The organism is Comamonas terrae, assembly GCF_001544075.1.
In the GTDB taxonomy this organism is placed as follows: domain Bacteria; phylum Pseudomonadota; class Gammaproteobacteria; order Burkholderiales; family Burkholderiaceae_C; genus Comamonas; species Comamonas terrae.
Genome location: NZ_BCNT01000004.1, coordinates 163,804 through 176,679, shown reverse-complemented (window position 1 = coordinate 176,679; position 12,876 = coordinate 163,804). Strand labels below are relative to the sequence as shown.

The window sequence follows — 12,876 nt, the reverse complement described above, 5'->3', positions numbered from 1 at the left end:
CTGGGACAAGCCCAATTCATGCCTGGAAATGTGCTAGCTGCCATATTTTCAATTTTTGATTGCTATCTTATTTATAGCTAACTTCTGTTGCTATGAATAGAAAAAATGCGATTTTTATTGAATTTTTTGGATGAAGCGCAAGGCTCGCTCAAACCGTCCCAAAAGTGGTCAGGAAGCGGGTCTGGAACGGTTTTGTATGAAAAATTACGATTGAGTGGAAGCTGAAGGCAGGCAACTGTCATTTCATACAGTTGATGTTTGCCGTTCGTGCGCCAGAGCGAAAGGGATGCGCGGCCGCGGTACATGCTTGGCCGGCAATCCTTACCAAACGGTAATCAATGCGTCACCCCTGCAGCCAGGGCTCTTTCCTAGCATGGCCCCGTCGCAGGAGTCGACGGCGAGGCCGTTTTTCGCTCCCGCCTGGATGTTTTGGGGCTTGCGCAAACAGGGAATGTGCCCAGGGGCGTTCCGAAGCGCGAGCGTCTTGCTTGAGCCTGGGTTGCGCAAGCCGTGTGTGTGAGGGTGAAAGATGAAGCAAAGAATCGCGGTGCTGTCCAAGACTGCGCATATACCTGTGTGGTTGGGCAGCGTGGCCCTGGCCGTTTCCGTTCTGCTGGCCGGCTGCAATGACTCCAAGGCCGCCAAGGATGCCGGCGAGCCGGGCAAGCCGGTGGCCCAGCTGCCCAAGGGGATGGTGCAGCTCAAGCCCGAGTCCCTGAAGATGCTGGAGATCGCGCCCGTGGCCGACCCGCAGGGCGTGCAGATGGCCTGGGCGCCTGCGCATGTGGCCTTCGTGGAGGACCGTGTGGCTTCCGTATCGGTGCCGGTGTCGGCGCGCGTGGTCAATGTGAGCGCGCATGTGGGCGACATGGTCAAGGCCGGCGATGTGCTGGCCACCCTGGTCAGCCCCGATGCCCTGCGTGCCCGCTACGAGGTGGCAGCGGCCCGCACGGCCCATGACGTGGCCGCGGTGGAGGCTCAGCGCCACCAGAACATGGTGGACAAGGGCGTGGGCGTCGAGGTGGATCTGCGGGCCGCCCAGGCCAAGCTGCGCGAGACTTCGCAGGAGCTCTCGCGCGCCCAGGGCACGGCGGCGCTGCTGGGCCCGGGCGAGGGCGACCGCATCGTGCTGCGCGCGCCGCGCGCCGGCATCGTCGCCGAGCGCAAGGCCGTCGTGGGGGATGCGGTGGAACCCAGCACCGCGCTGTTCATGGTGGGCGATCCGCAGGCCATGAACATCGTGGCCGAAGTGTTCGAAAGCGACCTGCCCGGCATCCGCCTGGGCAGTCCCGTGCAGGTGGAGATTCCCCAGCTACCGCGCCCGCTCAAGGGCACGGTGCGCCATCTGGGCGCCACGCTGGACAAGGAGTCGCGCCGTGCCGCGGTGATCGTGGAGCTGGCCGAGCAGAATCCGGCTCTGCGCCCCGGCATGCAGGCGCGCGTGGGCGTGCAGCTGTCCAACCAGCAGGAGATGCTGATTCCCGTCACGGCCGTGCTGATCAAGGACGAAAGCCGCAGCGTGGTCTTCGTGCAGCGCGAGAACAACCAGTTCGAGGCGCGCACCGTGACCCTGGGCCGCCCGGCGCGCGGCATGGTGCCGGTGATCTCGGGCCTCAAGGTAGGCGAGAAGATCGTGGTGCGTGGCGGCCTGCTGCTGGACGGTGCTGCCAGCCAGCTGCTTTAAGCGCAGCGGGAGTCCATAGCCATGCTGCGTTCATTCATTGCGTTTGTCGTGCACAGGCGCCTGGTGGCTCTTTGCGCCACCCTGGCCATTGCGCTGTACGGCATCTATTCGTACCTGCAAACCGCCATCGAAGCCTATCCTGACGTGACCAACGTGCAGGTGGGTGTGATTGCCCAGGCGCCGGGCCTGGCGCCCGAGGAGGTGGAGCGCCAGATCACCCAGCCGCTGGAGCGCGAGCTCAACGGCACGCCGGGGCTGGTCTCGCTGCGTTCGGAAAGCTATTTCGGCCTGTCCATGATCAACCTCGTCTTCAACGACGAGGCCCAGAGCTTCACGGCGCGCGCATTGGTCGCCCAGCGCCTGCCGCAGGCCGACCTGCCCGATGGCGTTACGCCCGAGATGGCGCCCGACTACACGCCGCTAGGCAAGATCTTCTACTACCGCCTGCAAAGCGACAAGCACACGCTGGCGCAGCTGCGCACCGAGCAGGAATGGCGCGTGGTGCGCGTGCTCAAGCAGGTGCAGGGCGTGGCCGACGTGGTGAGCATCGGCGGCTTCGTCAAGGAATTCCATGTCGAGGTCGACCCTGAAAAACTCTACCGCCTGGGCCTGTCGCTGGACGATGTGAGCGAGGCGCTGGCCAAGTCCAACCGCAACGTGGGCGGTGGCCTGATGCGCCGCGGCGAGCAGTCGCTCATCATCCGCGGCATCGGCCTGCTGCGCACTCCGCAGGAGATGCAGGAAGTGGTGGTGGCCATGCGCGGCAAGGCGCCCGTGACCATCGGCGACGTGGCGCGCGTGGTGCAGTCGCACACGCCGCGCCAGGGCTCGGTGGGCATGGACGAGCATGACGACGTGGTGCAGGGCATCGTGCTGCTCAAGCGCGGCGAGAACCCCTCCGTGGTGCTGGACAACATCCATGCCAAGGTCGAGCAGCTCAACAGCGGCGGCCTGCCCGACGGCATGAAGATGGTCACCAACTATGACCGCTCCGACCTCGTGGGCCATACGCTCAAGACCGTGCAGCACAACCTGCTGTTCGGCGCCACCCTGATCGTGGGCCTGCTGTGGCTGTTCCTGCGCAGCCTGCGCGGCTCGCTGATCGTGGCCACGGTGATCCCGCTGTCGCTGCTGGTGGCCTTCATCGGCCTGCACTGGCTGGGCATGCCGGCCAACCTGATCTCCATGGGCGCCATCGACTTCGGCATCATGGTGGACGGCGCCGTGGTGCTGGCCGAGAACATCATCCGCAACGCGCGCCATCGCCGGCCACAGACGGCCAACGACATGCGCCACATCATCGTGGACTCGGCCGTGGCCGTGGCCAAGCCCACGTTGTTCGCCATGGCCATCGTGATCGCGGCGCTGATCCCGGTGTTCTCGCTGCAGAGCATCGAGGGCCGCATCTTCCGTCCGCTGGCCATGACCTACAGCTTTGCGCTGCTGGGCGCGCTGGTCTTTGCCATGGGCCTGGTGCCGGCGCTGTGTGCGCTGTTCCTCAAACCTAAGCATGTGATGGTGGAGGAGCCCAAGGTCTTCGAACGCGCCGAGCATGGCTACCAGCACTGGATCGCCGGCGTGTTGGGCGCGGGCCGGAAGCGCTTCGCGGTGATCGCGGCCTTCACCGCCGTGCTGCTGGTCGCGGGCGTTTCCGCCAAGTGGCTGGGCACGGAATTCCTGCCCGAGCTCGACGAGGGTGATGCCTATGTGCTGGTGCAGATGCCGGCTTCCATCTCGCTGGAAAAGGGCCAGGAAGTGCTGCGCGACGTGCGCTTGCGCCTCAAGGTCTTCCCCGAGGTGATCTCGGTCACCACCGAGCAGGGCCGCCCCGAATCCGGCACGGACAACGAGACCCTGAACCTGGCCAAGGTGCTGGTGCGCCTCAAGCCCCATGGCGAATGGCGCAAGGGCCTGGACAAGCCCGCGCTGATCGAGCAGATGCGCGCCACCCTGAGCGAGATTCCCGGCGTGGCCTTCAACTTCGCCCAGCCCATCCGCGACAGCGTGGAGGAATCCACTTCCGGCGCGCGCGGCCAGGTGGTGCTCAAGGTGTTCGGCCCCGAGATACCCAAGCTGCGCGCCATCCTTGAGCAAACCGTGAGCCTGGTCGGCAAGATCGACGGCGTGGTCGACCTCGGCCTGTACCGCGATGCGCCCGCACCCCAGGTGCATGTGGAGTTCGACCGCCAGGCCCTGGCGCGCCAGGGCATCGCCATGGAAACCGCGCAGAAGAGCCTGGGCGTCGCCCTGGCCGGCAACGTGGCCACCACGCTGTGGGAGGGCGAATTCCCCGTGCCCGTGCGCGTGCGGCTGCCCTATGTGGACCGCATGGACGAGGAGCGCATTCGCAACATCGCCATTCCATTGCCCGACGGCGGCTCCGTCCCCCTGCATTCCGTGGGCACGGTCAGCATCAAGATCGGCAACTCCTCCATCTTCCGCGAGGGCAATGCGCGCTACATGGCGCTCAAGTTCAACGTGGAAGGGCGCGACATCGGCTCCGTGGTCAAGGACACGCTGGCCACCTTCAAGGCCAATGTGCAGCTGCCCGAGGGCTACCAGGCCGTCTGGGGCGGAGAGTGGGAGAACCAGCAGCGCGCCGCCGCGCGCCTGAAGGTGGTGGTGCCGCTGTCGCTGCTCATCGTCTATGCGCTGCTGTTCGGCGCGCTGGGGCAGGCGCGCAGCGCCGGCATCATCCTGCTATGCGCGCCGTTCGCCATGGTGGGCGGCATCGCGGCCCTGCACCTGGCGCAGATCGAGCTGTCCATCAGCGCCGCCATCGGCTTCATCGCGCTGCTGGGCCAGGTGGCGCTGGCAGGCCTGCTGGTGATCTCGGCGGTGGAGGAACTGCGCCGCCAGGGCATGCCGCTCATGGAGGCCCTGATTGCGGGCACGGCCGAGCGCATGCGCTCCATCCTGCTGGTGGCGCTGCTGGCGCTGCTGGGCCTGCTGCCCATGGCGCTGTCCACGGGCGTGGGCAGCGAGACGCAAAAGCCCTTTGCCTCGGTGATCGTGGGCGGCATGGTGGTGCTGCCGCTGGTGGCCCTGGTGCTGCTGCCCGTGCTGTATGCCCTGATGGGCCCCAAGAATATGTTGACGCAGGAAGAACGTGATGAACGCGCGCAAGATGAATAAGCGGCCGGCCGCTGCGCCGGTGCTGGCCGCCGCGCTGGCCGCCGCGCTGGGTTGCGGACAGGCCTGGGCCCAGGCCCAGACTGCAGCGCCCGCCACCCCTGCCGTGCAGCCTGCGCCTACCAAGCCCGTGGCGGCGCCCGTGCAGCCGGTGACGCTGGAGGAATACCTGCGCCTGGTGGTGCAGAACCAGCCCAACCTGGCGGCGGAGCGCCTGCAGATCGGCCTGGCCAAGGCCGACAGCCGCACGGCCGCGGCTTTTCCGAATCCCTCGGTGCACTACAGCCACAAGCGCGACGAGAAGGAATGGGGCATAGAGCAGCCGCTGCCCATCTTCGGCCAGCGCGGCATGCGCATCGAAAACGCACGCAGGGGAGAGATCGCCGCGGCCGCCAATGCGGACGTGGCCACGGCCACCACGCTGAGCGATGCCGCCCATGCGTTCAACGAGCTGCTGATCGCCCAGCAGCGCCTCAAGGTCTGGCAGGGCGCTCAGGATGAACTCAACAAGGCCGGCCGCATCGTCAAGGGCCAGATCGAGGCCGGCACGCGCAGCCGCTACGATGGCGCGCGCCTGAACCTGCAGCAGGCCCAGATGTCCATGCAGGTCAGCAAGGCCCAGGCCGAGCTGGTCGACGCCATGGCCAAGGTCTCGGCCATTGCCGCGCTGCCGCAGTGGCCGGCACGTGCGGCGGGCAGCCTGCAGGCCACGGCCGAAACCATGCAGCCGCGCTACGACCGCCTGTGGGACATGGCGCAGCAGCGCCTGCCCAGCGTGCGCGCGGCCCAGGCCGAACTGGACCAGGCGCGGCACAGGATCGCGCTGGAGCAGCGCGAGGCCCTGCCCACGCCCACGGTGGGCATTGCCCGCATCCGCAACAGCTTCGACGGCAGCTACAACCAGATCGGCGTGAACGTGGAGATCCCGCTGTTCGACCGCCGCCAGGGTCATATCGACCGCGCCAAGGTGGAGGCCGACCAGGCCGAGCTGCGCCGCGATGCCGCCGTGCTGGCCGCCCAGGGCGAGCTGCAGCGCGCCATGCAGCAGCTGGCCCTGCGCCGCAATGCCGTGCAGGACTACGAAAAGGAAGGGCTGGCGCAGATCGCGCCGCTGCACCAGATGGCGCAGGACGCCTACCAGCTGGGCAAGGGCAGCATCCTGGAGTTGATCGATGCCCTGGGCTCCATCACCGAGCACCGCCTCGAGCACCTGGAGCTGGTCAAGGACATGCTGGACGCCGAATGGGAAGTGCGCCTGGCCAGCGGCGACCTGCCGCAGATCCGGCCCTGATGCGGAGCATGGAGATGGAGGCCGTTCCCACGCCATCTCCCGCAACACCGGCTGCAGAGCAAGTGCAATCCGGTGCGCCGTATAGTGTCTGCCTTTCCCAGGGCAAAGACAGACACCGCATGTACCGCTATCTCATCATCGAAGACGACGCGCTCAATGCGCGCTACATCGCTGAAGGGCTGCGTCAGCAAGGCGCGCATGTCAGCGTCTGCTCCGATGGCGTGCAGGGCATTGCGCAGGCCGTGGGCGAGAACTGGGACGTGATCATCCTGGACCGCATGCTGCCCGGCGGCTTCGACGGGCTGCAGATCCTGCAGACGCTGCGCTCCATGGGCAAGCAGACGCCGGTGCTGGTGCTCAGCGCGCTGTCGGCCACCGACGAGCGCGTGCGCGGCCTCAAGGCCGGCTGCGACGACTACCTGACCAAACCTTTTGCGTTCTCCGAACTCTCGGCCCGCCTCGAAGCCCTGGTGCGGCGCGCGCAGATCCCGGCGCCGGCGCGCGAGATGCGCGTGGCCGACCTGCGCGTCAACCTGATCACGCGCAGCGCCGAGCGCGCCGGCGTGGCGCTGACCCTGCAGCCGCGCGAATTCCGCCTGCTGGCCTTTCTCATGCAGCATGCGCACCAGATCGTCACGCGCACCATGCTGCTGGAATCGGTCTGGGACTACCGGTTCGATCCGCAGACCAACGTGATCGACGTGCACATCAGCCGCTTGCGCAGCAAGGTGGACAAGGGCTTCGAGCCGGCGCTGATCCACACGGTGCGCGGCGTGGGCTACAGCCTCTCCGACAGACCGCAGGACTTGCCCGAGGTGGCGTGATGGCGCTGGCCAAACCCTGGAGCTCGCTGGCATTCCGGCTGGCGCTGAGCTACGGCGGCCTCATGGTGCTGACCATGTGCATCGTGCTGTCGGTGTTCTACGTGCAGACCGTGGGCGTGGTGCGCGCGCGGCTGGACAAGCAGGCGGAAATCCACCTGCGCCGCCTCATGGAGCACTCGATCAAATACGGCCCGGCCGCGCTGGAAAACGAGATCAACCAGACGCTGCGCGACGGCGTGGACACCGATACGGAAATCATCATCCTGATGCACTCCGACGGCACGCCCATCGTCGGCAATGCCGACCTGCTGCGCACCCGGCGCCTGACCACCATGGGCGTGCGCGAGCTCAAGGTCATGCGCAACGGCAAGGTGGTGACCGGCCGCGTGGGCGTGGCCGAGCTGCCCAACGGCGACCTGCTGGCCGTGGGCAGCGACATGCAGCTGCAGCGCGACATGGAAGACCTGTTCGGCCAGGCCAGCCTGCTGGCCGCGCTGGCGGCCCTGGCCATGGCCGTGGTGGGGGCGCTGGTGTTCCGCCGCGTGGTGGACGAGCGCGCCGTCGACATCCGCAGCACCATGGCCCGCGTGGCCGCCGGCGACCTGCGCCAGCGCATTCCCACCAGCGGGCGCGAGGACGAGTTCACGCTGCTCAACAAGGACATCAACACCATGCTCGACCGCCTCGAGCAGCTGATGGAAGGCATACGCCACGTCTCCAACACCATTGCGCACAACCTGCGCACGCCGCTCACGCGCATCCTGCTGCGGCTGCGCAACGCCCAGCAGGCGCCGGTGGCCGAGCAGTCGGCCACGCTGGCCGCCGTGGCGCAGGAGGTGGCCGAACTCGGCGTGGTGTTCGACAAGCTGCTGCAGATCGCCGAGGTGGAAAGCGGCGCCAGCCGCAAGAACTTCGCGCCGGTGGACCTCAAGGCCCTGCTGATCGACGTGCTGGAGTTCTACCAGCCCCTGGTGGAAGACAGCGGCGGCATCATGCAGCTGGACACCCAGGGCGAGCCCGTGGCCCTGGGCGATGGCGATCTGATCGCCAGCGCCGTGGCGAACCTGGTGGACAACGCCATCAAGTACGGCGCCGTCCCCCACAGCGAGCATGGCTGCGACGTGCTGCTGCATGCCGGCATGGCGCACGAGCACGGCGCCGAAGGCGGTGCCTGGGGCGTGGAGATCACCGTGCAGGACAAGGGGCAGGGCGTGGACCCGCAGACCATGGAGCACATGACCACGCGCTTTTACCGCGCGGACTCGGACCGGCAGGGCTACGGGCTGGGCCTGGCCAGCGTGCTGGCCATCGTGCAGCTGCATGGCGGCAGGCTCAGCTTTCACAACCTGCATCCCGGGCTCATGGCCCGCATCTGGCTGCCGGCGCTGGCGGATTGACCCGCCTGGATCAATCCGCTTTCAGCGCATCCCTGCGCACCATGCGGATGGCATCGAAGGGGCAGCGCACCGCGCACAGCGCGCAGCCCGTGCAGCCGGGCGCATCGTGCAGCACTGAGCGCTTGGGGCCGAAGCGGTCCGTGCCCTGCACCTGCAGCGACAGCACATGGGGTGGGCAGACGCCCACGCACCAGCCGCAGCCGGTGCAGCGCTGGGTATCGACTTCGGGCAGGGCCTTGCGCGGGGCGTGCATGGGATGCGGCGCGTGTTGGGTTCAGCGGCGCTGCAGCGCATTGGCGCCGTAGGCGCAGAAACCCGGCTTGGGGCTCTTTTTCTGCGGGTGCAGGCGGCAGGTCTCGGGGCGCTTGTCGTACACCGTGCAGCGCCGCGTCTTCTCGTCCAGGAAATTGCAGTCGCCGCTGGCGCGCCGCGCCATGGTGAAGATGTTGTGCTTGGGGTTGTAGTGGTCGATCAGCCGGGCCTTGAGCAGCCGCCGGGCGATCAGCTTGGGGTCCACGTTCTCCACCTCGAAGGGGTCGACCAGCTCCAGGCGCACAAGGTCCGACAGCCGCACTTCCAGCGGCATGGTGCAGCAGTTGGCCGCGCAGCTGTCGCACAGGCCGCTTCGGTATTTGCTCCAGGTCTCGAGCCGGTCTACATCGACGATGCGGATGGAGGATTTCATTCGGGGTTTCGGGTCGGCGCATCAACAAGAAAGCGATGCTGCCACGAGACGGCCACCCCTGCCCGCCGCGGCCGCCATGTGCAGGCCGCGGCCAGGGAATTCGGAGCCGGGCACCGCAGCGGTGCACGCCCTACACTGGGCGGCTGATCAACACAGGGGACGGATCTTGGCTACCCCACTCACGCTGTACTACGCTGCCGGCACCTGCGCGCAGGCCGTGCTCATCGCGCTGCATGAAGCCGGCGCGCAATTCACGCTCAAGACGCTGAGCTTTGCCGACAACCAGCAGCGCAGCCCCGAATACCTGGCCATCAACCCCAAGGGCCGCGTGCCCGCGCTGGTCACAGAGCGCGGCGTGCTGACCGAGGTTCCCGCGCTGCTGCTGTACGTGGCGCAGACCCATCCCCAGGCCAATCTGGCGCCGCTTCACGATCCCTTCGCGTTGGCGCAGCTGCAGGAGTTCAATGCGTATCTGGCATCCACCGTGCACATCGCCCATGCCCACCGCCCGCGCGCCTCGCGCTGGGCCGACGACGAGGCCGCCCAGGCCGGCATGCGCGCCAAGGTACCGCAGAACATGCGCGACTGCTTTGCCGTGATCGAGCAGCACTACCTGGGCGACAAGACCTGGGTGATGGGCGAGCAGTTCACCGTGGCCGACGGCTATCTGTACACCGTCGCCGGCTGGCTCCAGGGTGACGGCGTGGACATCGCCGAGTTTCCGCGCGTGGCGGCCCACTTCGAGCGGGTGAAAGCCAGGGCTTCGGTGCGGAAGCTGGGCTGATTGCCCGGCGAATCGTTCGCCCGGAGTCCGCTCAGCGTTGCAGCGGGCCGAACTTTGTCGGCACCCGGGCGTAGGCATTGCCCTCGCGGCGCGCATGGCCGATGCCCTGGAACGGCAGGGGCGCGCTCCCCATCGCCAACCACCACCCATTGCCATCCCCATGCATCTGCTTGCGGCCTCGGCATGTCCACTGAACGGATGCCTCGTCTTCCGCTGCCAGTGGGGCGTCGGCCAGTGCTTGCTGGCTGTGCAGGAAGTCAGAGATAGCAGGGGCCATGGCAAGCATGGAGTACGGTGTAGGCCAAGAAATAAAAAAAAACGGCCACCTGTGGGTGGCCGTGTGGGGTTTTGCAGATGTCCGTTTGTTCAGAGACTCAAACGTCGATATTCCCCGCCCGCAGCGCATTGGTCTCGATGAAGTCGCGGCGCGGCTCGACCTCGTCGCCCATGAGCATGGTGAACACGCGGTCGGCCTCGATGGCGTCGTTGATCTTGACCTGCAGCAGGCTGCGGACATTGGGGTCCATGGTGGTTTCCCACAGCTGCTCGGGGTTCATTTCGCCCAGGCCCTTGTAGCGCTGGCGCGCCGTGGTGCGTTCGGCTTCGGAGATCAGCCAGGCCATGGCCTGGCGGAAGTCGCCCACCTTCTCGGACTTGGCCTTTTCGCCTTCGCCGCGCGTGGCCCTGGCGCCTTCGGAGAGCAGGCCGTTGAAGTGCTGCGCCTCCGCGGACAGGGCCGCGTAGTCATGGCTGCGCACGAACTCCTGCGTGAGGATGGAGCTCTTGATGTTGCCGTGGTGGTGGCGGCTGATGCGCAGGATGGGGTGCTCGCTGTGCGGGTCGATCTCGGCCGTCACGTCGGCGGGCACGCCGGTGGTGGTGAGTTCGCGCAGCTTGGCCTCCAGGATGGGGGCGCATTCCTGGGCTTCCTCGATGGTGTCGAGCCTGATCTGCACGCCGTCGGCGATGGCGCGCAAGGCTTCGGCGTCCATGAAGTTGGACAGGCGCTCGATGACCATTTCGGCGGCCAGGTGCATGTCGGCCAGCCTGGCCAGTTCCTCGCCCTCGATGGTGCGCGGGTTGGCGCCGCCGGTGCTCACGCTGGCGTTGTTCAGCGCGATCTTGAGCAGGTAGTGGTTGAGGGCCGGGCCATCCTTGAGGTACAGCTCTTCCTTGCCGTTCTTGACCTTGTACAGCGGCGGCTGGGCGATGTAGATGTGGCCGCGCTCGACCAGGTCGGGCATCTGGCGGTAGAAGAAGGTCAGCAGCAGGGTGCGGATGTGGGCGCCGTCCACGTCCGCGTCGGTCATGATGATGATGCGGTGGTAGCGCAGCTTGTCGGGGTTGTAGTCGTCGCTGCTGCTCTTGCCCGATTCCTCGCTGGCCTTGCCGATGCCGGTGCCCAGGGCGGTGATCAGGGTGATGATTTCCTGGCTGGACAGCAGCTTCTCGTAGCGGGCCTTTTCCACGTTCAGGATCTTGCCGCGCAGCGGCAGGATGGCCTGGAACTTGCGGTCGCGGCCCTGCTTGGCGGAGCCGCCGGCGGAGTCGCCCTCGACGATGTAGATTTCGCACAGCGCCGGGTCTTTTTCCTGGCAGTCGGCCAGCTTGCCGGGCAGGCCCATGCCGTCGAGCACGCCCTTGCGGCGCGTCATTTCGCGGGCCTTGCGCGCGGCTTCGCGGGCGCGCGCGGCCTCGATGATCTTGCCGCACAGGGTCTTGGCGTCGTTGGGGTTCTCTTCGAGGAAGTCGGTCAGGCTCTTGGCCACGATGTCTTCCACGGGGGCGCGCACTTCGGAGCTGACCAGCTTGTCCTTGGTCTGGCTGGAGAACTTGGGCTCGGGCACCTTGACGGATAGCACGGCGCACAGGCCTTCGCGCATGTCGTCGCCCGAGACTTCGACCTTGGCCTTCTTGGCCAGTTCGTTCTGCTCGATGTACTTGCCGATCACGCGCGTCATGGCGGCGCGCAGGCCGGTCAGGTGGGTGCCGCCGTCACGCTGGGGGATGTTGTTGGTGAAGCACAGCACCTGCTCGGCATAGCTGTCGTTCCACTGCATGGCCACTTCGACGCCGATCTCGGTGCCGGGAATGCCGCCGTAGGTTTCCGCGGGGCGCGAGCCGATGGCGTGGAAGGTCGTGGGGTGCAGCACCTTCTTGGTGCCGTTGATGAACTGCACGAAGCCCTTGACGCCGCCGGCGCCCGAGAAGTCGTCTTCCTTGCCGTCGCGCTCGTCCTTGAGCCGGATGCGCACGCCGTTGTTCAGGAAGGACAGTTCGCGCAGGCGCTTGGCCAGCACTTCGTAGCGGAACTCGAAGTTTTCCTTGAAGATGTCCTGGTCGGGCAGGAAGTGCACCTTGGTGCCGCGCTTGTCGCTTTCGCCGACCACGCGCATGGGCGAGACCTCGACGCCGTCCACCACCTCGATCAGGCGGTTTTGCACATGGCCGCGCGAGAAGTCGATCTCGTGGCGCAGGCCGTCGCGGCTGACGGTGAGCTTGAGCCAGACGGACAGCGCGTTCACGCAGGACACGCCCACGCCGTGCAGGCCGCCCGAAACCTTGTAGCTGTTCTGGTTGAACTTGCCGCCCGCGTGCAGTTCGGTCAGCGCGATTTCGGCGGCCGAGCGCTTGGGCTCGTGCTTGTCGTCCATCTTCACGCCGGTGGGAATGCCGCGGCCGTTGTCGATGACGGACAGCGAGCCGTCGGCGTGGATGGTGACCAGGATGTCGTCGCAATAGCCGGCCAGGGCCTCGTCGATCGAGTTGTCCACGACTTCGAAGACCAGGTGGTGCAGACCGGTGCCGTCGGAGGTGTCGCCGATGTACATGCCGGGGCGCTTGCGCACGGCCTCCAGCCCCTCGAGGATCTGGATCGAGCCTTCGCCATAGCCGTGCTCATCCCCTGCGGGAGCGGTGATCTGGGTATCTGGCTGGTTTTCTGCCGTCATGAATATGCCTTGGTGCTGCAATAACAGGAGCTGGTGGCGCCTGCCATGCATAACTTTCAAATGAAAACCTGCCTGAAAACATTACTGGGCGAGCGCAAGCAGCTCATGTTTTTCAGGCAGTAGAAGTC

The 12,876-nt window shown here is 66.6% G+C and carries 10 protein-coding genes; 6 read left to right on the top strand and 4 right to left on the bottom strand.

From position 1 onward, the window contains the following. Window positions 1-529: 529 nt before the first annotated feature. From Cte04_RS07085 to Cte04_RS07065, 5 genes are all read left to right on the top strand, one after another. The gene (locus Cte04_RS07085; RefSeq protein WP_083526546.1) at window positions 530-1,684 is read left to right on the top strand and encodes an efflux RND transporter periplasmic adaptor subunit; all 1,155 of its coding nucleotides are present in this window, start codon (window positions 530-532) and stop codon (window positions 1,682-1,684) included. A gap of 21 nt (window positions 1,685-1,705) precedes the next feature. After that, window positions 1,706-4,819, top strand: coding sequence for an efflux RND transporter permease subunit (locus Cte04_RS07080; RefSeq protein WP_066474480.1), 3,114 nt, complete (start codon window positions 1,706-1,708; stop codon window positions 4,817-4,819). Then, the gene (locus Cte04_RS07075; RefSeq protein WP_066474477.1) at window positions 4,797-6,107 is read left to right on the top strand and encodes a TolC family protein; all 1,311 of its coding nucleotides are present in this window, start codon (window positions 4,797-4,799) and stop codon (window positions 6,105-6,107) included. Before Cte04_RS07080 ends, Cte04_RS07075 begins: the two co-directional genes overlap by 23 nt. A gap of 119 nt (window positions 6,108-6,226) precedes the next feature. After that, complete coding sequence (locus Cte04_RS07070) at window positions 6,227-6,931, top strand: response regulator transcription factor (RefSeq protein WP_066474474.1); 705 nt, start codon at window positions 6,227-6,229, stop codon at window positions 6,929-6,931. After that, entirely contained in the window at window positions 6,931-8,328 is a 1,398-nt protein-coding gene (locus Cte04_RS07065; RefSeq protein ID WP_066474472.1) for a sensor histidine kinase, read from the top strand. The genes Cte04_RS07070 and Cte04_RS07065 overlap by 1 nt, the downstream gene beginning before the upstream one ends. A 10-nt stretch (window positions 8,329-8,338) precedes the next feature. Here the strand turns inward: Cte04_RS07065 and Cte04_RS07060 are convergent, their stop codons facing one another. Together Cte04_RS07060 and Cte04_RS07055 are read right to left on the bottom strand one after the other, a co-directional pair. Next, window positions 8,339-8,581, bottom strand: coding sequence for an ATP-binding protein (locus tag Cte04_RS07060; protein ID WP_066474469.1), 243 nt, complete (start codon window positions 8,579-8,581; stop codon window positions 8,339-8,341). A gap of 21 nt (window positions 8,582-8,602) precedes the next feature. After that, window positions 8,603-9,013: a YkgJ family cysteine cluster protein gene (locus tag Cte04_RS07055; protein WP_066474465.1), complete on the bottom strand. Its 411-nt coding sequence runs from the start codon at window positions 9,011-9,013 to the stop codon at window positions 8,603-8,605. A 166-nt stretch (window positions 9,014-9,179) separates the two neighbouring features. On the opposite strand from Cte04_RS07055, the gene Cte04_RS07050 reads away from it, so the two are divergent. Continuing rightward, window positions 9,180-9,797, top strand: a complete 618-nt coding sequence (locus tag Cte04_RS07050) for a glutathione S-transferase family protein (RefSeq protein WP_066474462.1) — start codon at window positions 9,180-9,182, stop codon at window positions 9,795-9,797. A 31-nt stretch (window positions 9,798-9,828) separates the two neighbouring features. Here Cte04_RS07050 and Cte04_RS07045 read toward each other — a convergent pair whose 3' ends face one another. Together Cte04_RS07045 and gyrB are read right to left on the bottom strand one after the other, a co-directional pair. Further along, a complete protein-coding gene (locus Cte04_RS07045) occupies window positions 9,829-10,083 on the bottom strand; it encodes a hypothetical protein (RefSeq protein ID WP_066474459.1) in 255 nt (84 codons plus the stop codon). Between the two features lie 88 nt (window positions 10,084-10,171). Beyond that, on the bottom strand, window positions 10,172-12,748 hold the full coding sequence (gyrB, locus tag Cte04_RS07040; RefSeq protein ID WP_066475377.1) for a DNA topoisomerase (ATP-hydrolyzing) subunit B: 2,577 nt from the start codon (window positions 12,746-12,748) through the stop codon (window positions 10,172-10,174). Window positions 12,749-12,876: the final 128 nt, after the last annotated feature.

What these genes read in the sequence shown, in the direction of transcription:
- Cte04_RS07075 (WP_066474477.1), top strand. Translation starts at nt 4,797, where the DNA reads ATGAACGCGCGCAAGATGAATAAGCGGCCGGCCGCTGCGCCGGTGCTG.
- Cte04_RS07060 (WP_066474469.1), bottom strand. Translation starts at nt 8,581, where the DNA reads ATGCACGCCCCGCGCAAGGCCCTGCCCGAAGTCGATACCCAGCGCTGC.
- Cte04_RS07080 (WP_066474480.1), top strand. Translation starts at nt 1,706, where the DNA reads ATGCTGCGTTCATTCATTGCGTTTGTCGTGCACAGGCGCCTGGTGGCT.
- Cte04_RS07055 (WP_066474465.1), bottom strand. Translation starts at nt 9,013, where the DNA reads ATGAAATCCTCCATCCGCATCGTCGATGTAGACCGGCTCGAGACCTGG.
- gyrB (WP_066475377.1), bottom strand. Translation starts at nt 12,748, where the DNA reads ATGACGGCAGAAAACCAGCCAGATACCCAGATCACCGCTCCCGCAGGG.
- Cte04_RS07045 (WP_066474459.1), bottom strand. Translation starts at nt 10,083, where the DNA reads ATGCTTGCCATGGCCCCTGCTATCTCTGACTTCCTGCACAGCCAGCAA.
- Cte04_RS07085 (WP_083526546.1), top strand. Translation starts at nt 530, where the DNA reads ATGAAGCAAAGAATCGCGGTGCTGTCCAAGACTGCGCATATACCTGTG.
- Cte04_RS07070 (WP_066474474.1), top strand. Translation starts at nt 6,227, where the DNA reads ATGTACCGCTATCTCATCATCGAAGACGACGCGCTCAATGCGCGCTAC.
- Cte04_RS07065 (WP_066474472.1), top strand. Translation starts at nt 6,931, where the DNA reads ATGGCGCTGGCCAAACCCTGGAGCTCGCTGGCATTCCGGCTGGCGCTG.